Source organism: Veillonella sp. S13053-19 (genome assembly GCF_002959835.1).
Lineage (GTDB): Bacteria > Bacillota > Negativicutes > Veillonellales > Veillonellaceae > Veillonella > Veillonella rogosae.
In genome coordinates, this window is sequence record NZ_PPDA01000007.1 from 109,588 (window position 1) to 132,636 (window position 23,049).

General features: G+C 42.5%; 16 protein-coding genes. 13 read left to right on the forward strand and 3 right to left on the reverse strand.

What is annotated here, in order from left to right; translation table 11 throughout:
• Positions 1 to 77: 77 nt before the first annotated feature.
• The 7 genes from fusA to dcuC all read left to right on the forward strand — a co-directional run bounded on the left by fusA (position 78) and on the right by dcuC (position 9,056).
• The gene (gene fusA / locus VEHSUH06_RS02395) at positions 78 to 2,144 is read left to right on the forward strand and encodes an elongation factor G (protein WP_009352105.1); all 2,067 of its coding nucleotides are present in this window, start codon (positions 78 to 80) and stop codon (positions 2,142 to 2,144) included.
• A gap of 351 nt (positions 2,145 to 2,495) precedes the next feature.
• Positions 2,496 to 2,972 (forward strand): YhcH/YjgK/YiaL family protein, encoded by a 477-nt coding sequence (locus tag VEHSUH06_RS02400; protein ID WP_105097621.1) that lies wholly within the window; start codon positions 2,496 to 2,498, stop codon positions 2,970 to 2,972.
• 1 nt (position 2,973) lies between these two features.
• The gene (locus tag VEHSUH06_RS02405) at positions 2,974 to 3,867 is read left to right on the forward strand and encodes a DMT family transporter (RefSeq protein ID WP_105097622.1); all 894 of its coding nucleotides are present in this window, start codon (positions 2,974 to 2,976) and stop codon (positions 3,865 to 3,867) included.
• Positions 3,868 to 4,015: 148 nt separating this feature from the next.
• Positions 4,016 to 4,957 carry a DMT family transporter gene (locus VEHSUH06_RS02410; protein WP_105097623.1) on the forward strand — a complete coding sequence of 314 codons (942 nt, stop codon included), beginning with the start codon at positions 4,016 to 4,018 and terminating at the stop codon, positions 4,955 to 4,957.
• A 192-nt stretch (positions 4,958 to 5,149) separates the two neighbouring features.
• On the forward strand, positions 5,150 to 6,445 hold the full coding sequence (locus tag VEHSUH06_RS02415) for an amidohydrolase (RefSeq protein WP_105097624.1): 1,296 nt from the start codon (positions 5,150 to 5,152) through the stop codon (positions 6,443 to 6,445).
• Positions 6,446 to 6,465: 20 nt separating this feature from the next.
• Positions 6,466 to 7,710 (forward strand): M20 family metallo-hydrolase, encoded by a 1,245-nt coding sequence (locus VEHSUH06_RS02420; protein WP_105097625.1) that lies wholly within the window; start codon positions 6,466 to 6,468, stop codon positions 7,708 to 7,710.
• Between the two features lie 92 nt (positions 7,711 to 7,802).
• Entirely contained in the window at positions 7,803 to 9,056 is a 1,254-nt protein-coding gene (gene dcuC / locus VEHSUH06_RS02425) for a C4-dicarboxylate transporter DcuC (protein ID WP_105097626.1), read from the forward strand.
• A 208-nt stretch (positions 9,057 to 9,264) separates the two neighbouring features.
• On the opposite strand, the gene VEHSUH06_RS02430 is transcribed toward dcuC, so the two are convergent.
• On the reverse strand, positions 9,265 to 10,134 hold the full coding sequence (locus VEHSUH06_RS02430) for a LysR family transcriptional regulator (protein WP_105097627.1): 870 nt from the start codon (positions 10,132 to 10,134) through the stop codon (positions 9,265 to 9,267).
• A 190-nt stretch (positions 10,135 to 10,324) separates the two neighbouring features.
• On the opposite strand from VEHSUH06_RS02430, the gene VEHSUH06_RS02435 reads away from it, so the two are divergent.
• From VEHSUH06_RS02435 to VEHSUH06_RS02445, 3 genes are read left to right on the forward strand one after another with little or no spacing between them, the layout of a single operon-like run.
• A complete protein-coding gene (locus tag VEHSUH06_RS02435; RefSeq protein WP_105097628.1) occupies positions 10,325 to 12,622 on the forward strand; it encodes a hydratase in 2,298 nt (765 codons plus the stop codon).
• 24 nt (positions 12,623 to 12,646) lie between these two features.
• Positions 12,647 to 13,786 carry a 2-methylaconitate cis-trans isomerase PrpF family protein gene (locus VEHSUH06_RS02440; protein ID WP_105097629.1) on the forward strand — a complete coding sequence of 380 codons (1,140 nt, stop codon included), beginning with the start codon at positions 12,647 to 12,649 and terminating at the stop codon, positions 13,784 to 13,786.
• A 2-nt stretch (positions 13,787 to 13,788) separates the two neighbouring features.
• Positions 13,789 to 15,210 (forward strand): anion permease, encoded by a 1,422-nt coding sequence (locus VEHSUH06_RS02445; RefSeq protein ID WP_105097630.1) that lies wholly within the window; start codon positions 13,789 to 13,791, stop codon positions 15,208 to 15,210.
• A gap of 199 nt (positions 15,211 to 15,409) precedes the next feature.
• Here the strand turns inward: VEHSUH06_RS02445 and VEHSUH06_RS02450 are convergent, their stop codons facing one another.
• Positions 15,410 to 16,588 (reverse strand): MFS transporter, encoded by a 1,179-nt coding sequence (locus tag VEHSUH06_RS02450; RefSeq protein WP_008603175.1) that lies wholly within the window; start codon positions 16,586 to 16,588, stop codon positions 15,410 to 15,412.
• A 12-nt stretch (positions 16,589 to 16,600) separates the two neighbouring features.
• A complete protein-coding gene (locus VEHSUH06_RS02455; protein WP_105097631.1) occupies positions 16,601 to 18,829 on the reverse strand; it encodes an SEL1-like repeat protein in 2,229 nt (742 codons plus the stop codon).
• 592 nt (positions 18,830 to 19,421) lie between these two features.
• Between VEHSUH06_RS02455 and VEHSUH06_RS02460 the strand changes: the two genes are divergently transcribed.
• From VEHSUH06_RS02460 to trpD, 3 genes are all read left to right on the forward strand, one after another.
• Positions 19,422 to 20,891 (forward strand): anthranilate synthase component I family protein, encoded by a 1,470-nt coding sequence (locus VEHSUH06_RS02460; protein ID WP_105097632.1) that lies wholly within the window; start codon positions 19,422 to 19,424, stop codon positions 20,889 to 20,891.
• Positions 20,891 to 21,457 carry an aminodeoxychorismate/anthranilate synthase component II gene (locus VEHSUH06_RS02465; RefSeq protein ID WP_105097633.1) on the forward strand — a complete coding sequence of 189 codons (567 nt, stop codon included), beginning with the start codon at positions 20,891 to 20,893 and terminating at the stop codon, positions 21,455 to 21,457. The genes VEHSUH06_RS02460 and VEHSUH06_RS02465 overlap by 1 nt, the downstream gene beginning before the upstream one ends.
• A gap of 579 nt (positions 21,458 to 22,036) precedes the next feature.
• The gene (trpD, locus tag VEHSUH06_RS02470) at positions 22,037 to 23,047 is read left to right on the forward strand and encodes an anthranilate phosphoribosyltransferase (RefSeq protein ID WP_105097634.1); all 1,011 of its coding nucleotides are present in this window, start codon (positions 22,037 to 22,039) and stop codon (positions 23,045 to 23,047) included.
• The last annotated feature ends 2 nt before the right edge of the window (positions 23,048 to 23,049 follow it).

The following is a 23,049-nucleotide window of genomic DNA, read 5'->3' on the forward strand; positions in this document are numbered from 1 at the left end:
GAAAAAGAGGACTTTTCTATTGAAGTGTCGAAATGTATTAGCAAAAGCCGTAATTTGCCAATAAGGAGGCGATTCCGATGAAAGAGTACAGTAGTGATAAAATTAGAAACGTTGCTGTTGTTTCCCACGATGGTGCAGGTAAAACAGCTCTTGTTGAATCCTTGTTGTTAACCTCTGGTGCGGTTGATTTCGTAGGTAAAGGCCAAGATAATAAACATATCATGGATTTTGAGCCAGAAGAAATTAAACGTAACGTAACTATCCAGTTGGGCATGGCTCCATGTGAGTGGCATGACCATAAGGTTAACTTCGTAGACACTCCAGGTTACAATGAATTCCATGGTGAAGTTCGTGCTGCTTTGCGTGCGTGTGATGGTATGTTAATGGTACTATCCTCCACATCTGGTGTAGAAACTGACACAGTTCGCGCATGGGATTATGCCGTTGAATTACAAATGCCACGTATGGCATTTATCAATAAAATGGATGTAGATGGTGCCGACTTCTTCGGTACTATTGAAAGAATGCGGGAATTATTTGGCAAAGGCATCATGCCATTGCAGATTCCTATCGGTGAAGGCGCCAACTTTGAAGGCGTCGTAGACGTAGCAAAAATGACTGCGTTTACTTATAAGGACGGCCAACCAACTGAAATCGCTGTACCAGCTCACCTTATCGAAAAGGCTCAAGAAATTCGGGAAATGACCGTAGAAGCCGCGGCTGAAGGTAGCGATGAATTGTTGGAAAAATATTTAGAAGGCGAAGAATTATCTTTAGATGAAATTCGCCAAGGCTTGCGTGAAGGTATGATTAGTGGCCGTGTGTGCCCAATCATGTGTGGTAGTGCCACATCTCGTATTGGCTTAGATCAAGTATTGGATCGTATGATCCGTTACATGCCAGATGCAACTAAAAAGGTTATGACCGCAACTGATGCAGAAACTGGCGAACAACGCGCAATACATGTAGATAAACCATTAACTGCATTCGTATTTAAAACGTTGTTAGACCCATTCGCAGGCAAACAAAGCTTTGTACGTATCTTCTCTGGTGAACTCAAAGAAGGCGATCGCCTCTTTGATGTAAATCAAGGCGTAGAAGAAAAATGGGGCAAGATGGTTACCCTTATCGGGAAGCAACAAATCCCTGTATCCTCTGCTAAAGCTGGCGATATCGTAGTGATACCGAAATTGGCTAATGCTAAGACTGGGGATACATTAACTGCTCCTGACTTTAAAGTAACATACGATGCTATCCGTTTCCCTCAACCTCTATACACAGTGGCTATGGAGCCAGTGAAAAAAGGTGAGGAGGAAAAATTAGCTAGTGCTGTTCTTAAGGTAGCAGAAGAAGATCCTACTTGCGTAGTAGTGAAAAATGCTGAGGCCCGCCAATTACAAGTCGATTGTATGGGCGAGGTACATCTCGAGCATATTCTCAATAAAATGGACCGCAAATACGGCGTACAAGCTAAACTTGTGACTCCATATATTCCATACCGCGAAACTATCAAAGGCTCCGCTGAAACCGAGTCTAAATATAAAAAACAAAGTGGCGGTCATGGTCAATATGGTCACGTTAAGATTCAAGTGGACCCATTATACGATGGAAGCGAATTTGCATTCGTAGACAAAATCTTTGGTGGTGCTGTACCTAAACAATACATACCAGCAGTGGAAAAGGGTGCCAAAGAAACCCTAGATAAAGGCTTAATTGCGGGATATCCTATGATTGGCGTGCAAGTGACACTCTTGGATGGATCTTACCATAGTGTAGACTCCTCAGAGTTAGCATTTAAAGTAGCTACGTCACAGGCTATCAAGGATGTAATTCCTAAGGCGAAACCAGTCCTATTAGAACCAATCTATGAAGTTAACGTGTTTGCACCAGATGCATTCATGGGCGACATCATGGGTGATTTAAATAGCCGTCGAGGTCGTGTATTAGGCATGGAACAAAGTGAAAGAACAGGTATTTCTGTTGTTAAAGCTCAAGTACCATTGGCTGAAATGGCCGATTATGTGACTGCATTGCGCTCTATCACTCAAGGACAAGGCGTATTTAACCGTCAGTTCCATACTTATGAAGAGGTTCCACATAAGCAAGCGGAAGAAATTATCGCTGCTCATAAAACTCAAGAATAATGTAAGACCATGTCCACGTACTGTATGTAATACAGTTAGAATCACTACAACTAAATAGACAATTGCATATTGTAACAACTTCATATGTAAAATTTCATAGTATAACAATTGACGAAAGTCATAAATCTGAATAGTATTTTACACTGGCCCTCCATATATGTAGCGTATGGAGGGTTTTTACTATGAAATAGATTAGAATAGCCCTCAATGGTCTTTGATTACTGGTATGTACCGCTGTAGTAGAAATAATAGAATTGCTAGTCCTTTATGTATATATGTGCTAACATAGAGGGTAAATATAATTACAACCGTGTGCTTACTATATAAATAGATAGTGTGAAAGGATCGTATATGTTTTTCTCTAGTATTACTGCAGATTACACAAAAATGGGATATCCTAAAGCCATCGTACGGGCTTTGGATTTCTTGAAAAATACAGATTTGAAAGCATTGCCTGGTGGTCGTCATGCCATTGAAGGGGATATGATGTACGCCAATGTAGACGATGTAGAAACAAAATTGTTTGAAACTACAAAACCTGAGTCTCATCGCAACTATGTAGATATTCAATTCATGGTAGATGGGGAAGAAAATATGGGCTTTTTCGTAGATAAAGGCCTCGTAAAGCCTGTGGAGTCTCATCCAGATCGTGATTGCTATTTCTACCCAAACGAAGCTGTCGATGAAGGCCAAATCCACTGTCCAGAAGGGTACTATACAGTATTCTTCCCATCCGATATCCATCGCCCCCTACTTGCTGTAAACGATAAGCCTATTAAAATCCGTAAGGTCGTTGTGAAGGTTCACGTATCCCTGCTCGGTGAGTAGTATGAAGCGATATGAAATTATAGGTGTTTTACTAACCCTATTAGGTGCGGTTCTATGGGGCGTATCAGGTACATCAGTACAGTTTCTAAGCAATTTTAGGGATATGAACTTAGAATGGCTAGTCACCATGCGATTAATTACAGCTGGGCTATTGACTGTGCTCTATGCTTGGTTTAAATATGGTAATTCCATCTTTAATGTCTTTCGTAGTTTGAAGGATACAGTAGGTTTAATCATTTTTGGCGTATTTGGTATGGCCTTATGCCAATATACATACTTTAGATCTATTGCCTTAGCTGGAGCTGGTATTGCAACGGTACTACAATACTTGGCGCCGTCTATGATTATTATTTATTTGCTAGCTCGTTACGGTAAACGTCCGTCTAAAGGCGAGATTATTTCTGTTATACTTGCATTAGTAGGCACCATATGCCTGATGGGGAACGACGGCTTATCTATTGAAAGCTTCCCGCTCGCGGTGCTTGTATGGGGGCTACTATCTGCTGTAGGTGTCGCTGTATATAGTCTTTCTCCTGTGGATTTACTATATAAATATGGAACCTTGCCGATTGTAGGCTTTGGTATGCTCCTTAGTGGTATTGTTGCTGCCATATTTTTCCATCAACCTAATTCGTATGCGATGTGGGATGTATGGACCGTTATTGGTTGTTTCAATGTTGTCTTTCTTGGGACCATCGTATCCTTTAATGCTTACTTGGAAGGTGTTAAACGAATAGGTGCGGTGCCAGGCTCCATCTTGTCATCTATAGAACCGATTTCGGCAGCTTTCTTTGGATGGGCTTTTTTAGACAACCAATTTAGTCTATTAGGGCTAATTGGCATGGCCATGATTATTGCCACTGTTATTATTATTGCTTTAGAAAAACGTAAATAATCTATAGGTGATTGATTTAGGTTAGCCTATATTGATTTAAACATATCTATAATTTAATGTTAGAGGTTTCATCTCTCCGTATTGCAGAGGTTGGGACCTCTTTGCTATTATGATACATATTGTGAAAGTATTCATCATGGAGGGGCGTATGGAGGAAAAACAATGGAAGGGCATGGGCCTTGCCATTATGGGAGCTCTGTTTTGGGGGCTTTCAGGTACATCTGTACAATTTCTTGAAAATGCAAAGCACATCAATGTGGAGTGGTTACTAGAGGCGCGTTTGCTTATGGCAGGGATCTTAACCATTGTATTAGCCTATATACAAGAGGGAAAGCGTATTTTCTCTATCTTTAAAGAGCCGAAAGACATAGGAAATCTACTGATTTTTGGCATATTAGGGATTGCCATGGTGCAGTATGCGTACTTTAGAGCCATCGCTATTTCAGGGGTTGGGGTGGCTACAGTGCTTCAATATGTAGCACCGACGATGATTATTATTTACCTATTTTTACGGTATTTTAAAAAGCCATCTATACCAGAGCTATTTTGTATTTTGCTTGCTATGGTTGGTACCATTTGTATTGTTATGCAAGAGGGCTTAGATATGTCGTCCTTCAACGAAGAAGCTTTGTTCTGGGGACTCGTATCAGCGGCCAGTATTTGTATTTATACATTACAGCCCATTGAGCTTTTAAAGACATATGGCACTACGTCTGTAGTTGGTTTTGCCATGTTTATCTGCGGTATCTTATCTGTTGCTATGTTCCAACAAGTTGAGTCTGAAGCTATTTGGGATGGTATGACGTGGCTAGGGTTATTTGCCATCATCATACTTGGTACAGTGGTATCCTTTAATGCCTATATGGAAGGGGTAAAACTCATTGGGGCCGTACAAGGTTCTATACTTTCATCCTTAGAACCAATATCCGCTGCCTTATTTGGGTGGGCACTTCTTGGAAATGAATTCACCCTCATTGGTATCTTTGGCATGATCTGTATCATTGCTACTGTGTTTATTATTGCTTGGGATCGTCAACGACAAATTAAACGAGAAGTACTAAAAAAATTAAATAAAGAGGAAATTGTGTGATCTGAGTATGTATGCTTTTTTATTTCTAAAAACCTCAATATAAGTTATAATATATACAAGAATAATTATTGATGTATATAGAAATTTATCATGCTGTGTATATCATCTTATTGGTTGACTATTTAATTAGCTATTTGTGTAGCTCTTCATATAGTTGAAGTATAGGTATCTATTGTATTTTAGGAGGTAAGTATGTCTGTAAAAGATTTCGTACAAAAACGCCGTGAAGCATTAATTGAATTGCGCCGTGATTTTCATAAGTATCCTGAAACTGCTTGGTTAGAATATCGTTCTGCTGCTAAAATCGCGGCAACGCTTATTTCCTTGGGCTATGATGTAGCGTTAGGCGAAGAAGTTCTTGATTTGGATTCTCGTATGGGCTTGCCTAGTAAGGATGTTATGAGTGCTGCTATGGCTCGTGCCATCGATGAAGGTGCTAATCCAGAACTAGTAGAAAAATTGGGCTTTGGTAAAACAGCGATTGTAGCAACTATGAAGTTCAGTGATGAAGGTCCTGTAGTGGCATTCCGTGTAGATATGGACTCTAATGATGTTATCGAATCTAAAGAGGCTGGACATGCACCTGTTAAGGGTGGCTATCGCTCTTGTCATGATAAAGCGATGCATGCTTGTGGTCATGATGCACATATGGCAATGGGTCTTGGTCTTGCCGAATATGTAGCAGAGCATAAAGATCAATTCAAAGGTACTCTTAAATTGATATTCCAACCAGCAGAGGAAGGCGTGCGCGGTGCTAAAGCAATGGTTAACGCCGGCGTTGTAGATGATGTAGATTACATGTTCGGTTTGCACATTGGCTTCAATGAAAATTATGCAAATTGCTTTGCTTGTAGTAACCACGGCTTCTTGGCTACTACAAAACTAGATGCGGTGTTCCACGGTTATGCTGCTCATGCTGGTAGCTCTCCAGAAAAAGCGAAAAATGCAATGCTTGCAGGTTGTACAGCAGTGCTTAATTTACAAGCCATTGCTCGCCACGGTAAAGGTGCTTCTCGTATGAACGTTGGCATTTTTGAAAGTGGTACTGGCCGTAATGTAACGCCAGATACAGCAGTTCTTAAATTAGAAACTCGTGGGGCTACTACAGAAATCAATGATTACGTAATCGGCCGTGCAGAAACGATTATTAAAGCCGCTGCAGAAATGCACGACTGCTCCTATGAAATTACAAAACAAGGTGAAACTCCATCTTGTCGTATGAGCGATGACTTGGCTCCTGAAATCCAATCTATTATTAAGCCTCTTGGTATCTTTAGAGACGTTCCATTAGATTATAGTGGCGGCGGTAGTGAAGACTGTGCATACTTCTTGAATCGCGTAATTAGCCGCGGTGGCATGGGTACATATATGCTAGTAGGCTCCGCTATCAAAGCTCCACATCACAACCCGCTCTTTGATATCGATGAAGAAGATATGCTTAACGGTGTTATTGCATTAGGAACTATTGCAGCTCACTATTTGAAATAATATAGATTGTGAGGTTTGTTATGATTCAACGGGATCGTTTAGTTAACGATTTTGAAGCTATGTCGCAGTTTACTGCACCTGGTGAAGGCATTAATCGCCTTGCTTTCACCGATGCAGACTGGGCAGGCCGCCAATATATTATAGACCGCATGGTTGACGCAGGCTTAACTGTAGAAACAGACGGTTTTGGGAATGTCATTGGCTATAAGGTTGGTAAGAATCCTGACTTGCCTGTTGTTATGGTTGGTTCTCATACGGACAGTGTGCCGAATGGTGGCAATTATGACGGCGTGGTCGGCGTGTTATCCGCCATTGAAGTGATTCGTAGCATGAATGATGATGGTTTTGAACACGATCATACGATTGCTGTTGTATCCTTTATGTGTGAAGAGTCCGGACGCTTTGGGGATTCTACATTAGGTAGTAAGGCGATGCACGGTGAGTTGACAGTACAAGACTTACATCGATTAAGAGATAAACAAGGTACTTCCTTATACGAGGTTTTGAAAGGTCGCAATTTACATCCAGATGAAATTGAACAGGTGGAATACAAGCGACCTGTAAAATCTTTTACAGAAATCCACATCGAGCAAGGTAAGGTGCTAGAGCACGAACAGAAACGTATTGGTATTGTCACTGGGATTGCAGCACCAGAACGGTTTTATGTGACCATTCGTGGTAATGCTGATCATAGTGGTGCTACGCCGATGAATTTGCGCCATGATGCGCTCTGCGGGGCATCCAAAATTATCCTTGGCATCGAGGAAATAGCCGCTATGCAGGAAGAGCCTCCAGTAGTAGGCACCGTCGGTATTGTAGAGGTTACACCGGGGGCGATGAACGTCATTCCTGGCGTGGTGAAATTAGGCGTAGATATCCGTAGTATCTCTGAGGTTGCCCGCAACTCTGTCGTGACATTAATAAAAGAATTTATCGATGTTACTGCAGAAAAACGTGGCTTATCCTATACGATTGAACCTGTTGCACAAGATCATCCGGTAGCGATGCACCCTGCTATGATTCGAGAAATCGAAGAGGTTGTTACATCATTAGGTGTAGAATATATGGCTCTTCCGAGCGGTGCTGGTCACGATGCCATGCACTGGGCTGATGATGTGCCAACGGGCATGATCTTTATTCCATGCCTTAATGGTATCAGTCATAATCCGGCGGAATTCGCTGAAATGGATGATATTGTAACGGGCGCAGAGGTTCTTGATAAAGTGCTTAGAAAGCTTAGTTTGGAAGACACAAAACTTGTATAGTGCGTAGCATGGTTTTGTGAGATATTTTGTGTATAACAGTAGAAATGATTGACTTTGTTTCTACTGTTTTTACATATAGGAGAAAATATAATATGGTTATTGCAGGTATTGTTATCGTAGTAGCGACCTTTATCGCTATTATTAAAAAGTTTGAAACGCGGCTCGTGTTATTATTGTCGGGCCTATTGATGTGTTTTATTGGCGGTAATCTAGGGGCAGGTACGACGGCTTTTGTAAAAGAACTGACAAACCCAGGTCTTGTGCCGACGATTTGTACTGTTCTTGGTTTTAGTTATGTTATGGAATACACAAAATGTACGGAGCATATGGTGTATTTCATCTCTGCTGGCCTTAAAAAGATGACTAAGATCATCATCCCTAGCGCCGTTATTATTACGTTCTTAATCAACATTGCGTTGCCTACAGCGGCAGGCTGTGCGGCGGCGGTAGGTGCGCTCTTAATCCCAGCGCTTATTCGCTCTGGTGTACATCCAGCAATGGCAGGTTCTGCTATCTTCTTAGGTACCTGGGGTAGCTCCTTGAGCCCAGGCCTTATGTTTAACCCTCAAGTAGCACAGCTAGCAGGTGTAGATGTAATGACAGTTATTGCAAGCTTCTCTATGCAAGCCATGATTGGCATCGTAGTAGCTGCAATCTTGCTAAATATCGTAGCTATTGTTAAGAAAGAGCATACAGGGTATGTGATGAAAAATGATTCTACTGAGGACAGTAAAGAGTTTAAAGTAAATTATTTCTACGCTATTATTCCTATTATTCCGCTTGTATTGCTTGTATTAGGCAGTAAACAAGTGGCCGTAATTCCTGAGGTTTCCGTTCCTGTATCTATGCTCATTGGTACAGCGATTGGTATCGTAGCGGTTCGCCCTAATGTAACAGAAGCGGTGAAGAAGTTCTTCCGCGGTACTGGCGATGGTATGTGTGATGTAGTAGGTCTTATGGCTGCTGCAGCATGTTTCACAGCTGGTATGCAACTTATCGGTCTTACTAATGCTCTTATTGATGGCATGAAGAACTCTCAACAAATCGCTCAAATCGGTGCGGCCTTTGGTCCATTCTTGTTGGCTGTTATCTCTGGATCTGGTAATGCAGCAGCCCTTGCCTTTAACGGTGCTGTAACACCACACGCAGCAGACTTTGGGTATGGCATTATGGAACTTGGCTCCATGGCGCAAATCGGTGCAGGTATCGGTCGTAGTATGAGTCCCGTAGCAGGCGCAGGTATTATCGTTGCAGGGATTGCAGGAATCAATCCTATGGAAATGGCAAAACGCAATGCTGTACCATGTATCATTGCTACAGTTGTGATTATGCTATTATTACTCTAATTCAAGATACGTGATTGTGTCATAGTAGAGAAATTATTTTTATAAAAGCTATAATATAAAAGAAAACCTGTCATGATTCTTGTCATGACGGGTTTTTTTGCATATACTGAGATATAAGGTATAAGTAAAATTTATGGATACTAAAGAAAAGAGCAATTTGTTTTTATTGCATTTTCATAATATATTATATGTATTAAAGGAATATATACTATACCTTTGTGTCTGCCCAGGTTTTCATAAATGAGTAAAAAGCCTGTACTGGCTTGGACTCAAGGGCGCTGTTACGGGTGTACATCCACGTATCACGAGTCATGATGTGACCATCAAGATCCTTTAAGGTTTCTTTAAATAGTTTAGGGTAATCGTTGCCACAGCTTTTGGTAAGGATGGTAAAACCAAGTCCTTGGTTGACGAGCTTCATGCAGGTATCGATGTCGTTCACTTCGATGGTGCGCATCGGTGGTTGTGAGTAGTGAGAATACCACCAATCATCTATAGTTTGCTGTAAATTCGGATCTGTTTGATAGTGAATATAGGGCAGACGAGGTAAGTCCTCAACGGCACAAGGCGTTTTGTTAAAGAAGCAGAATGGTTCGGACCAAATATGTTCTTTCGACTCTGTCCAGGTGTGAGCACCGCGGATGATGGCAGCATGTAGGCGACCTTCAAGGAAGTCATGGTATAGCTTATAGCTAAGTCCCGTATACATGATGATATCAATGTGTGGATACGCCTCTTTAAAGGTCGATAAAATATGGGGAATGTGATACTTTGCGAATACATTTGAGCATCCTAGGTTTAATGTACCACGTGGTTCACTACCCATAGCTAATAGCTCTTGGCGCACCGAAGTATAGGAATTGAGCAAATCTTCGGCGTATCGCACAAGGCGTTGACCTTGATAAGTAAACTCTACACCACGAGCTTGTCGGTTGATGATGGGACAGTTAAATTCCTTTTCTAATTTTTTTATTCGTTCACTCAATGCAGGTTGTGTCATAAATAGACGACGCGCCGCATAAGTAATATTATTTTCCTCTGCTAAGGTTTTTAAAATTGTACAATCTTTCGTGTCCATAAACTCTCCTTTACATATGTATTATTGTACTCTATCCCATAGAGTTGGTACAGATGAGAGACGCTAGATTTATACAAATTATTAAAGACTAGGTGCTAGTAAGAGGAATGGAACTTTCACCAATACACATGGTGAAAGTATAGTGTTTGTAAAGGTTTACACATGCCTGAAAGTAATAAAGGAGCAAGTCATGGTTGAGTTAATTTCAAATGGTGTATTTTTATATCACGGTACGGATATCGTTCCTGCAGATTCTAGTGCAGCCCTTGATCAGCAAGAAGTTTTTAATAAAGAGCGCGCCTATAAGGAAACGATGGCGTACCGTATTTTAATGGACCACCAACAACATGAAGGCGATCAAGATTTACGCATCAAATTTGATGCTTTAACATCTCACGATATCACCTATGTTGGTATTATTCAAACAGCTATTGCTAGTGGTCTAGATAAATTCCCAATCCCTTACATTTTGACAAACTGCCATAACAGTTTAGCCGCTGTAGGGGGCACAATTAACGAAGACGACCATGTATTTGGCTTATCTGCAGTACAACGCTTCGGCGGCGTCTATGTACCTCCTCATCTTGCAGTTATTCACCAATATATGCGTGAAACAATGGCAGGTTGCGGCAAAATGATCCTCGGCTCCGACAGCCATACTCGTTATGGTGCGCTTGGTACGATGGCGATTGGTGAAGGCGGTCCAGAGCTTGTAAAACAATTGCTCGGTCGCACCTATGATGTACAACGTCCAGAGGTTATCGCGATTTACCTCGATGGTAAACCTAAACACGGCGTAGGTCCACAAGACGTGGCTCTTGCTATTGAAAAAGCTGTATTTAAAAATGGCTTTGTAAAAAATAAAGTAATGGAATTTGTAGGCCCTGGTATTGAACACTTATCCATGGACTTCCGTAACGGCATCGATGTAATGACTACAGAGACTACATGCCTTACAACAATCTGGAGAACAGATAGCAATACGAAAGAGTTCTTAACACTTCATGGTCGCGGTGATGCGTACAAAGAGCTTAACCCTGGCGATGTGGCTTACTATGATGGCCTTGTAAAGGTTAATCTTGGCGAAGTGGAAAGCATGATTGCTATGCCATTCCATCCAAGTAATGTATATACTATTAAAGAAATCAACGAAGGCGGTCGCGATTTACTAGCAGAAATCGAACGTCAAGCAGTGGAGCAATTAGATAATAAATCCTTGTCCTTGCAATTGCCTGAAAAACACTTCGACGGCAAATTACACTTAGATCAAGGTATCATCGTAGGTTGTTCTGGTGGTTTGTATGAAAATATTATGCAAGCCGCAAATATCGTGCGCGGTAAGAGCGTAGGCTCCGGCCGTTTCGCATTCAGCGTATATCCTTCTAGCCAGCCAATTTACTTAGAACTTATGAAAAATGGTGCCCTTGTAGACCTTATGAGCGCTGGTGCCATCGTGCGTACAGCCTTCTGTGGTCCTTGCTTCGGCGCAGGCGATACACCTAATAATACGGGCCTCAGTGGTCGTCATGCGACACGTAACTTCCCGAATCGTGAAGGTTCTAAACCAGGGAATGGTCAAATCTCCTCCGTTGCACTTCTTGATTCCCGTTCCGTAGCAGCTACGGCTATTAATGGTGGTGCATTGACGGCGGCTACTGATATCGAATATGATGATGTGGTGCCAGCTTACCACTATGATGATAAACCTTATGAAAGCAAGGTATATAGTGGCTTTAACGAACCTAATAAAGATACTGAACTCGTGTATGGCCCATCCATTAAACCATGGCCTTCTATCGAAGAATTGACACCAAATGTATTGCTCAAAGTAGCGGCTTATATCGACGATCCTGTAACAACTACAGATGAGTTGATTCCGTCTGGCGAAACATCTTCCTACCGCTCTGACCCATATGCATTGTCTGAATTTGCCTTGAGCCGTAAGGTTCCTGAATATGTAGGTCGTGCTAAAGCCGTTCGCGATTGGGAAAAATCTCGTCAAGAAGGTGAAAGTGCAGCGGATTTAGTAACTGCCTATGAAGAGGTAAAACAAGCGCTTGGTCTTACAGAATCCGTAGAAGATATGTCTAAGTCTACAGCCGTTTCTAGCATGGTATATGCTAATCGCCCTGGCGATGGCTCCGCTCGTGAGCAAGCAGCATCCTGCCAACGCGTATTGGGTGGCGGTGCTAATATTGCTATTGAATATGCTACAAAACGTTATCGCAGCAATGTTATTAACTGGGGTATGCTACCGTTCCTAACTAGCGAAGAAGACTCCAAAACTATGGCAGTAGGCGACTATGTATATGTGCCAAATGTGCGTGACCAATTATTCTCTGACTCCGATAATTACAAAGCATATGTTATTAGCGGTGGCGTGAAGAAAGCAGAAATCACATTGCACTTAGGTCACCTCAGCGATGAAGAAAAAGATATTATCGCAGCAGGTTGTCTCATCAACTACTATGCAAATAGCAAAGCGTAAGTGGTGAACATAAAGGAGTAAGTTATGAACGGGTATAAAGAAATTCCTGTTTCTTATATGCGCGGCGGTACTAGTAAAGGGGCGTATCTGTTAAAAGATATGCTTCCAACTGACCCAGCTGCTCGGGATCGTATGATTTTAGATTTATATGGCTCTCCCGATGCGCGTCAAATAAATGGTATTGGCGGTGCCGATCCATTGACGAGCAAGGTAGCTATCGTAAATCCTTCTGACCGCGATGATGCGGATATCGACTACACCTTTGGTTATGTCGGTATCGCTGATGCGGTGGTAGATTACGAAGGTAACTGTGGCAATATTTCTGCTGGTGCAGGGGTATTTGCTATTATGGAAGGCTTTGTGAAAGCCGTAGAACCAGAAACAGTGGTTCGTATCTTTAATACAAATACAAATAAGGTTATTGAAGCGCACGTGCCAGTCCGAGATGGCAAACCAGTTATTGACGGTGATTTTGCTATCGATGGCGTGCCTGGTACAGGTGCTCGTATTACGTTATATTTCTTGGAGCCTGGCGGTTCTAAGACAGGTAAGCTACTACCAACAGGCAATGTACAAGATACAATTACATTGGCTGATGGACGCACAATCCAAGTCAGTCTCGTAGATGCAGCTAATCCAGCTGTATTTGTAAAGGCTATAGACCTTGGTTATGAAGGCACGGAATTACCGGCTTTCACAGAAACGGATGGCGGTGTATTACTCAATACACTTGAAGATATTCGCACTACTGCAGCTGTAATGATGGGACTTGCTCCATCTAAAGAGGCTGCTAGTCCTGCAGTTCCAAAGGTATGCATGGTGTCCGCACCACAAACCTACGTGGCAAGCGATGGTCGAACTATCAAGGGGAATAGTATAGACATCGTGGCTCGTACAAAGGCACTAGCTGTAATGCATAAAGCGTATGCTGTTACAGGTGGTATTTGTACAGCTACAGCAGCGCTTATTACGGGGACTGTGGCGAACGAAGTAGTGAGCGAACGTGCTAAAGAAACGAATCAAGTTACTTTAGCGCATCCATCAGGGAAATTTGATTTCGAAATATGCCTAACCAAAGATAAGGGTTGGCATGTGGAGAAGGCGGGCGTGGCTAGAACGGCGCGACCGATCATGAAAGGCATAGCTTATGTTAAAGGAGAGTAAGAATGAATAAGCTACTTAAAATTGCAATTATGTTTGCCATTCCTCTGGCAATGTGGTTCATTACACCGCCAGAAGGTTTGAGCGTTGGGGCTTGGCGACTGCTAGGTTTCTATTTAATGGCTATCGTTGGTCTTGTTGTTAAACCTTGGCCAGCACCAATTATCTTGTTATTATCTATTGCAGGTTCTGCAATTTTCTTGAATGCTACGAAAAACGTATTATCTGGTTATGCATCTACCACAGTATGGTTAGTATTCTCTGCGTTCTCCCTCAGTGTGGCGTTCGTAAAAACTGGTCTTGGCCGTCGTATTGCGTACCTATTGATTAAATCCTTAGGTCACACTACATTGCGTCTTGGCTATGTAACTGCTTTATTAGATCTTATTATTTCCCCAGTAACACCTTCCAACACAGCACGTTGTGGCGGTATCGTGTTCCCAATCATGAACTCTGTAGCAAAAGCGTTAGGTTCTGAGCCTGGTGAAAGCGCTAAAAAAGCTGGTTCTTACCTCATGATTAACACATACATGGTGACTAAGGTAACAAGCTTGATGTTCGCTACAGCAATGGCACCAAACTTATTGGCTGCTGACTACATGAACAAAATCCTCGGCGTAGATATCAACTGGGGCCTTTGGGCATTAGCACTCGTAGTACCGGGTCTTGTGATGCTTCTCATTACACCTGCTTTGGTATACTACTTAGACAAACCATCTATTCAACACATCGACTCTCATGCGATTGCTGATGAAGGTTTGAAAGAGCTTGGACCAATGTCTGGTCGTGAGAAATCTCTTATTGCTATTTTTATCCTTGCCTTAGTTGGCTGGGCGTTGCCTTCCATCTTGACGCAAGGCTTTGGCATTAAATTCTCCCTTGATGCAACAGCAGTAGCTATCGTAGCCATGGTAGCAGCGCTTGTAACAGGCGTAATCAAATGGGAAGATATGCTTGAATCCAAAGGTGCTTGGAACACATTGATCTGGTTCGGTGGTATCATCGGTATGTCCAGTGCGTTGTCCAAGGTTAAATTCTTTGAATGGCTAGCTGACTTTATGGGTACACACTTCAACTTCGGCGACAACCCGATGTTGGCTCTTATTATCATCGGCGCTATCAGTATCGCTGTTCGCTACTTGTTCGCCTCTGGTAGTGCGTACGTTGTAGCCATGCTTCCAGTATTCCTTACTGTAGGTAAGGTAGCCGGTGTAAACCCAATGGCGTTGTCCTTATTACTAGCTGCTACAAACTCCTACGGCGGTGCGTTGACTCACTACGGCGGTGCAGCGGCTCCAATCGTATTCGGTGCTGGTTACAACACAGTTAAGAGCTGGTGGATTATCGGCGGTATCTTCGCTATCATGTGCTTCATCGTAAACCTTACAGTGGGCTACGCATGGTGGGAAATCCTCGGTATCCTATAATACCTAACTAGAGACAATAGTTATTCTATACATATAGAATGATCATCCCCTAGCTAGTGAAATTTTCTAAACTTTTACAAAAAATATAATAAAAGAGCTGTTTCGGAATCAGTACACATCTGAGTTCTGAGAACAGCTCTTTTTATTTGTTTATATAGTTTCTTTAATGCATTTGCACTATTTTCGTTGTATTACGGCGTTACTTTAGTTTTAACGCAACCCATAGGGCAGCGCCGATAAAGGTAAGGCTACATGCCCAGAAAAGGGTTGTGAAGCCAAATTGAGCGGCTACGATGGAACCACCAAAGGAGCCTAGAAAGTAACCCATAGACAAACAAGACTGATTGTACGAGAATACTTGTCCCGTATATTCCTTAGGTGTTTTTGATGCTAAATAGGTATTGAGCGCAGGTAACATACCACCTAGCCCAAAACCTTGCAAGAAACGGATAAACCCAAGTACATACACAGAGTCCACATAGGCTTGCGGTATATTGAGTAGACCTACATAGATCATCGAGTAGATGAGCACCTTTCTAGGGCCTATACGGTCTACTAATTTCCCGAGTGGAGAGCTACTAAAGAATTGGGCGATACCCATGGCAGAGAACACAGCACCAGATATGAAGGCTATATTTTCCGTATTGCTTGGTAGCATTCCTTTAATGTAAACCGTCATAATGGGGGAGATGGCGGTAACCGAAATGGCATACAGGAAGGAGGTTGCAGATAAAGCGACTAAACTAGAAAACTCAGGTAAGTGAGTTTTTAGATTTCTAAAGGTTTGCTTCTCAACAAGTGGCTTTGGAACATAGTTTTCATGTACCAGCATTGCCGTCAAGCCAAAAGAGATAAGCATAAGGGCCCCGATGATAAAGAAGTCATTTCGAATACCTACTACATCACTGAGATACCCTCCTACAAGCGGACCGGCTAGTGAGCCTGCAAGGCTAAAGGATCCTATAATCCCTAGAGCCCAACCTGTATGGTTTTGCGGTGTTTCTGACGCGATAAGTGTTACCGATGCGGGGTAAAAACCGCTTACTAACCCTTGCAATGTACGAACGAGGAACACACCTTCTGGTGTAGTCTGAAAGCCCAATAATATACTACATATAGCCATACCAAGACTAGAGCGTATGAGGGTAATCTTACGTCCCTTACGGTCTGCTAATCGGCCCCAGAAGGGAGCTGCTAAGCAGACAATGAGGAAGGTGATGCCCATGGAGGCACCGGACCATTGTGCTATCGATCCTGTATCGCTTAAGCCCATTTCATGGAAGTATAGAGGGAGAATAGGGCTTACCTGACTAATCCCGAGGGACATGAAGAATATGCAGAATGCGCAAATGTACACCGTTCGTTTCCACGTTTCCAAAGTATCCCTCCTTTAGTCTTTCTTTTTAACTTCTTCCCAATCGCTTAAGTCCGGAAGTTTATTGCTTGCTATAGATTCTTGGATCCAGTAATTAATGGAGGTTAAGTTGCTAGATTCCCGTTTAAAGCCATATACGATGTCATCTTCTACGTCGTCTTCTATAGTGATATAGAGAGAAATATGTAAGTTTTTACCTTTTCCGCGCTCGATGAAGTAGCTAATACCCGGATCGTCGAGGTTAGATGGGCGAACCGCAATGATATCGTACTTGCCATTGGCTACGCCTTCTAAGGCATCCTTAATCATTTGATTGGAAAGTTCATATTGATTGAGGTAGAAGATATCGTTGTCACAAGTTAATACATATTCTCTAGGAGGCGTAGTATTTTTGTACTGTTTCTCCCAGCTTTCATCAATCACAGGCAATGTAGCATGATCATAGAATTCTTTAATTAAACGGAGACCTTCAGAAATAGACATCTCCTTATAGTCTCTTATTTCATATATCGTAGGCTCCAAGGTTTCATCACATTCCGCAGGATCCTCGCTGTAGCCGTATAAATAGATAGTACAAGTGTTCTTATCTTCATTGTGGAACATAACGATACTGTACACATCATAAATGATGTTTTCTATGGATTGGCGATTATCGTAGATGATAAAGCTGAGGTATTTTTGTGTATCCCATTCGCGTTCGATGAATGCCCAGTCGTATTTATTCGTGCGCCAACCAGTAGTAGAGTCCTCAAAGATTTCTAATACATCTACGGAGTTTTGAGGCCAAGCAGGGGGCATAGGATTACATGTTGTAGAAGATTGCGTTATCCCTTCTTTGTACTGATAATGTCCATCAACGAGTTCAAAGGCCTCTAATCGCTCAGAGGCTTCGTCAGGAATTACCAACGGCTCACCAGTACCTAACCAATTATCGTTTCTTGTGTTGAGACGTCTGATGCTTTCACGAGCATGCTCGTAGAACGTAACGGCTTGGTCTAAATCAGGTTCTTTTGTAATGGCACCAATTTCGTAGCAATAGCCGGCGGCCAGTTGCCATAGATGGTCCGCATAGTCATAACTACCGTATCTATCGAAACATTTGCTAGCCTGATTGACGCACTCTATGGCGGTTCTTACGGCAGGGCTATTACCTTTTTTGAAAGTAAATACATAAGCGAGATACGGCCAAATCGCATCGAGCGTGTAAATAGCTGGTTGTTGCAATAAGTGAGCGATGCGAGACCAGTCTTGAGACTGACCATCGATATTCAAGGTGCGAAGAATGATGGCTTGCATTGTAACATAAGCGTGGTCATTAAAGTCTAAATAATCTGGGCTTATAGCAGCACGCTCGTAGTATCTGAGGGCCTTTTGAATATTCTGAGGGATTCTTTTATTAGACTCACAAGGTTTTGCATAGTACTCGGCAGCTTCACGCAAACACATACCATTATTCATGGCGGCACCGCGCTCAAAATATTCGAGAGCTCGTTCATGCTCCCCGCGAGACTTACAAATATCGCCAGCTAAATACATCATGAGTGGCAAACCTGCTGCAGCCCCTTCAAAAATGACTTGTTCTTCCATTGCACTATTATTTTGCTCTATATAGGTAATGCGCAAGTTGCGGTATGCAATAACAAGGCCTGCTTCGGCGGATTTACGCAACCATTGCTGAGCAATGGCAGTTACTTTATTTGCGAATCTACGTTGATCTGCTTGGGCAAACAAGCCTTTTAAGAAACGGATAAAGGCAGATGGTTCACCTTCATTAGCCACCTTTTGAGCCGATGGTAAGATGTGGTAATCCCCCCATTGGTATACATTGGCAATGGCGTAGGCACAGTAGGAACAACCCTTTTGGGCCCCCTCATAGACGCGCTGGAAGGCTTGGTCCTTTGTCATAGGCAACTCTTTTTCAATAGTTGGTGTAAGGGCACCAGAGGTACGCATAGCTTGTAAAATAGCGATGGCACTGCCTTTGCGAATAGCCGTATGTAAATAACTATACGCCTTTGTGTCATCCTCAGGAAAGCCTGCTTCAATCCACGTGAACTGAGGGCCAGAATAGACGCGTGCCAAAATAGCATACACATCGCCAATACCAGGAATCTTTTGGCCTTCCTCGTCAAGTTTCACAAGGGCGTCAAGCTCAGCCTTACCCTCCCAAGCGATATCTTTATTACATTGATGGAATATTTTATTGAAAGACTGCTGTATTTGATCAGTAAAATAAAAACTCATGCTCTCTCCTCCGCATAATAATCAGTAGAAGCTGATAACATATGTAATTTCAGTATACTATTAGTGTTTAGAGGAAAACAATATAAATATTCTGAATTTGCTAAGGTGAATAGGGATACATTATTTAATCACAAGTAGCGATATTATATGGTTGATGAATCTAAGGATAAGGTGAAAGTTAAGATTTTTCTTGACTTTCATTCTATAGAAACATTATAATCAGATTATAATTTTATACTCGCCTAAAAGAAACCGATGAGGTGGAGATAAAAATAGGAAATGCACTCACAGAGAGCGGGATTAGCTGAGAACCCGTAGTACGCAGCTTATTAAATGGACCACCGAGGGCGCATGGAAAAGAATGAATTTCATTCCTAGTATGGTGCGACGTCACACGAGCGTTAGTCGTGAGGGATATGTTAGTATCCTGCGAAAGGGGAATGCACTGCATTCAAACAAGGTGGTACCGCGATTTATAGCATAATACAAGTATTTTCTAATACTCTTGTAAAAATAGAACTATAGACTCGTCCTTGACGTTACATTGTCATGGGCGAGTTTTTTTATTGGCAAACGCCAGATGGAGGTTCTCATGATTTTCCCTAGTCTTGACCGTGTGAAAGCTATCGCACCGGGCTACGATATCGTGCCTGTATATATGGAAATTTTATCCGACGTACGTACACCGATTAGTGTGTTGAAAGCATTAAAACAAGTGAGCAGTCATACGTACTTGCTTGAAAGTGCGGATAATAGTAATCATTGGGGCCGTTACTCCTTCTTGGGCTACGATCCTAAGATTGAGCTCTTCTGCAAAAACCATAAAATGACTATCAAAGACGGTACAACACGTACCTTTGAGTGTTCTGACCCAGCTGCAGAAATTCGCAATGTTTTGCGCCAATATAAAAGCCCTCGTTTAGAAGAGTTACCAACCTTTACAGGCGGCTTTGTAGGGTACTTTGCTTGTGAATATATCCGCTATATCGAGCCAACCCTTGATTTCCCAACACCAGATGATGACTCTGCGATGGTCAACGATGTAGACCTTATGCTCTTTGATAAAGTAATCGCCTTTGACCATTATAAAAACAAAATCTACTTGATTGCTAACATCAGCACAAACGATTTAGAACGTAACTACAACAAGGCTGAGCTTGAACTAAAAGCACTAGCAGATCTTGTAGTAAATGGCAAAGAGGCGGACATTCCAAAAGGCATCCTTAAAACAGAGTTCACTTCTGAGTTTACAAAGGATGAGTTTGAAGCAGTTGTTAAAAAGACACAGCATTACATCAAGGAAGGGGATATCTTCCAATGTGTTGTATCTAATCGCCGTGAAGCTGAGTTTGAAGGTAGCTTGTTAAATGCATACCGCGTATTGCGTACGTTGAACCCATCTCCATATATGTTCTACTTATCTGGTGGCGATGTAGAGCTTACAGGTGCCTCTCCAGAAACATTGGTAAAATTAACAGATGGCAAAATGTATACCTTCCCAATTGCAGGCACTATGCGCCGCGGTAAAAACGAAGCAGAGGACCTCGCTATTGAGGAAAAACTCATTAATGACGAAAAAGAGTTGGCTGAACATAACATGCTCGTTGACCTTGGACGTAACGACTTAGGTAAAATTTCTAAATTCGGTTCCGTAAAAGTAGAGGCGTTACATATGTTGCAACGTTTCTCCCATGTTATTCACATTACATCTACTGTAAGCGGTGACATTCAAGACGGTAAAGATGCTCTCGATGCTATCGGTGCTACATTGCCAGCAGGTACTTTGTCCGGAGCTCCTAAAATTCGTGCCATCGAGATTTTACATGAACTAGAAAAAAGCCCGCGCGGTGTATACGGCGGCGCTGTAGGTTATATCGATTTCTCCGGTAACATGGACGTATGTATCGGCATACGCATGGCCATGAATAAAGGTGGTAAGGTTTATGTTCGAGCTGGCGCTGGTATCGTTCGCGATAGTGTTCCTGCTAGTGAATATAACGAAACTTTGATGAAAGGCCAATCTATGATTTCCGCAATTACAGATGCACAGGAGGTAGAATAATGGTACTCCTTATAGATAATTACGATAGCTTCTCCTTTAATTTATACCAATTAGTAGGCTCTATCGATCCAGATATTAAAGTCATCCGCAGCGATGAATTAACAGTTGAAGAAATCCGAGCTTTGAAACCAGACTATGTGATACTTTCACCAGGACCTGGCAGACCAGCTGATGCGGGCGTATACGAAGACCTATTGCGTGAATGCAAAGGTGAATTCCCAATCCTCGGCGTATGCTTAGGTCACCAAGCCATCGGCGAAGTATTCGGCGGCACCGTTTCCTACGCAAAACAAGTTATGCACGGCAAACAAAGCGTAGCAAAACAAGTACACCCATCCAAAATCCTAAAAGGCGTACCTGAACAATTCGAAGTCGCTCGCTATCACTCCTTGGCGATTGTAGACGAAACAATCCCAAGCGAACTCATCGTCACATCCATTACAGACGACGGCGAAGTAATGAGCGTAGAACACAAAGACTACCCAATATACGGCGTGCAATTCCATCCGGAATCCATCATGACACCGAACGGGGAACAAATGATTCGCAATTTCTTAGAAAAATAAACTATAGTCTAATTTATGTATCGATGGGCCATTCCTAGGTTCTAGAACGATAGGGCGGAAATAAGGTCTCTCGGAACTCCAAGTGGCTACCGCCCCACTACGTGGGCCCGCCAAGTCGTTCCTTAAGACCTTATTTCCTGCCAACTCAATCTTGGCAGTACCTATAATAGCCCCTCTACAATACATATATCGAACAGTAACAATATTTTTCTAAAGAAATATGCAAATCATCATAAGAGAAAAGAACGGCTACGCCGTTCTATCTTCCCACCTCTTATAAAGAAATGACCTGTGCGTTACTCCATATAATGCGCAGGATCATTTAAGAGATATTGAATTGTTGTTCATTTTATTGTGCGTGTGACAGTGAGTAGGGCATATAAAAGATTAAGTGTCCTAGTGTTTATGTGAGTTCACGGGGTTCTAGGCCCGACTTTGGCCCTGCGAAGGCCGCAGGCCGTAGTCAGACCCGGCCAGTGGAGGGCATAGGTCCACGTGAATCACATGTAGCATTAAGGCAGGTATATGCCCTATTAACGTGGAACCAAAGAAAATGAACAACAAGTAAGGAGCTATAAAATGATTAAAGACGCATTATATGCAGTAACACATGGTCAAGATTTATCCTACGACCTTGCTAAAGATACAATGAACAAGATTATGAACGGCGAGGTAGCCGAGGTTCCTATGGCTGGCTTCTTGTGCGCTTTGGCAGCGAAAGGCCCTACTGTAGATGAGGTTACAGCCTTTGCAGAGGTTATGCGTGAGAAGGCAGGTTCTGTACCTCATGAAGGTACTGTTGTAGAAATCGTAGGTACTGGCGGGGACGAAGCGAATACGTTCAACATTTCTACTACATCTGGTTTTATCATTTCCGCTGCAGGTATTCCTGTAGCAAAGCATGGTAACCGCAGTGTATCTAGTAAATGTGGCGCCGCTGATTTGATCGAAGCATTGGGCGCTAAGTTAGAGCTTAACGGTGAACAAAATGAGGCAGTCCTCAACAAAGCAAATATGTGCTTCATGTTTGCTCCTGTATACCACCAAGCTATGAAATATGCTGGCCCTGTACGTAAGGCGTTAGGCGTTCGTACTGTGTTCAATATCCTCGGACCTTTAGCAAATCCAGCAGGTGCTACAGTAGAGTTGATGGGTGTTTACGACAAATCTTTGGTAGAACCATTGGCTCGCGTATTGGCTAACCTTGGTGTTAAACGCGGTGCTGTAGTACATGGCTTCGACGGTCTTGATGAAATTACGGCTACCAATAAAACGTATGTATGCGAAATTAATAATGGCACTTTCACAAGCTACGAATTCGATCCTAAGGACTATGGTTTCGAATACGCTGATAAAACTGAGCTCGAAGGTGGCGATGCTACGGTGAATGCTGAGATTACTCGCCGCGTTCTCGGTGGTGAACAAGGCGGTAAACGCACGGCGGTTCTTCTTAACGCAGGCATGGCCATTTATCTTGCAAAAGAGGGCCTTACATTGGCAGAGGGCATTGAAGAGGCAAAACATATAATTGATTCTGGCAAGGCTCTTGCCACAATGGAACAGTTTGTGAAAGCAACACAAGAGGTATAACC

Bases quoted from the DNA above. Each gene is read 5' to 3' on its own strand.
- VEHSUH06_RS02400 (WP_105097621.1), top strand. From the start codon at position 2,496: ATGTTTTTCTCTAGTATTACTGCAGATTACACAAAAATGGGATATCCT.
- VEHSUH06_RS02435 (WP_105097628.1), top strand. From the start codon at position 10,325: ATGGTTGAGTTAATTTCAAATGGTGTATTTTTATATCACGGTACGGAT.
- VEHSUH06_RS02455 (WP_105097631.1), bottom strand. From the start codon at position 18,829: ATGAGTTTTTATTTTACTGATCAAATACAGCAGTCTTTCAATAAAATA.
- VEHSUH06_RS02440 (WP_105097629.1), top strand. From the start codon at position 12,647: ATGAACGGGTATAAAGAAATTCCTGTTTCTTATATGCGCGGCGGTACT.
- trpD (WP_105097634.1), top strand. From the start codon at position 22,037: ATGATTAAAGACGCATTATATGCAGTAACACATGGTCAAGATTTATCC.
- VEHSUH06_RS02445 (WP_105097630.1), top strand. From the start codon at position 13,789: ATGAATAAGCTACTTAAAATTGCAATTATGTTTGCCATTCCTCTGGCA.
- VEHSUH06_RS02405 (WP_105097622.1), top strand. From the start codon at position 2,974: ATGAAGCGATATGAAATTATAGGTGTTTTACTAACCCTATTAGGTGCG.
- VEHSUH06_RS02465 (WP_105097633.1), top strand. From the start codon at position 20,891: ATGGTACTCCTTATAGATAATTACGATAGCTTCTCCTTTAATTTATAC.
- VEHSUH06_RS02410 (WP_105097623.1), top strand. From the start codon at position 4,016: ATGGAGGAAAAACAATGGAAGGGCATGGGCCTTGCCATTATGGGAGCT.
- VEHSUH06_RS02460 (WP_105097632.1), top strand. From the start codon at position 19,422: ATGATTTTCCCTAGTCTTGACCGTGTGAAAGCTATCGCACCGGGCTAC.
- fusA (WP_009352105.1), top strand. From the start codon at position 78: ATGAAAGAGTACAGTAGTGATAAAATTAGAAACGTTGCTGTTGTTTCC.
- dcuC (WP_105097626.1), top strand. From the start codon at position 7,803: ATGGTTATTGCAGGTATTGTTATCGTAGTAGCGACCTTTATCGCTATT.
- VEHSUH06_RS02430 (WP_105097627.1), bottom strand. From the start codon at position 10,134: ATGGACACGAAAGATTGTACAATTTTAAAAACCTTAGCAGAGGAAAAT.
- VEHSUH06_RS02420 (WP_105097625.1), top strand. From the start codon at position 6,466: ATGATTCAACGGGATCGTTTAGTTAACGATTTTGAAGCTATGTCGCAG.
- VEHSUH06_RS02415 (WP_105097624.1), top strand. From the start codon at position 5,150: ATGTCTGTAAAAGATTTCGTACAAAAACGCCGTGAAGCATTAATTGAA.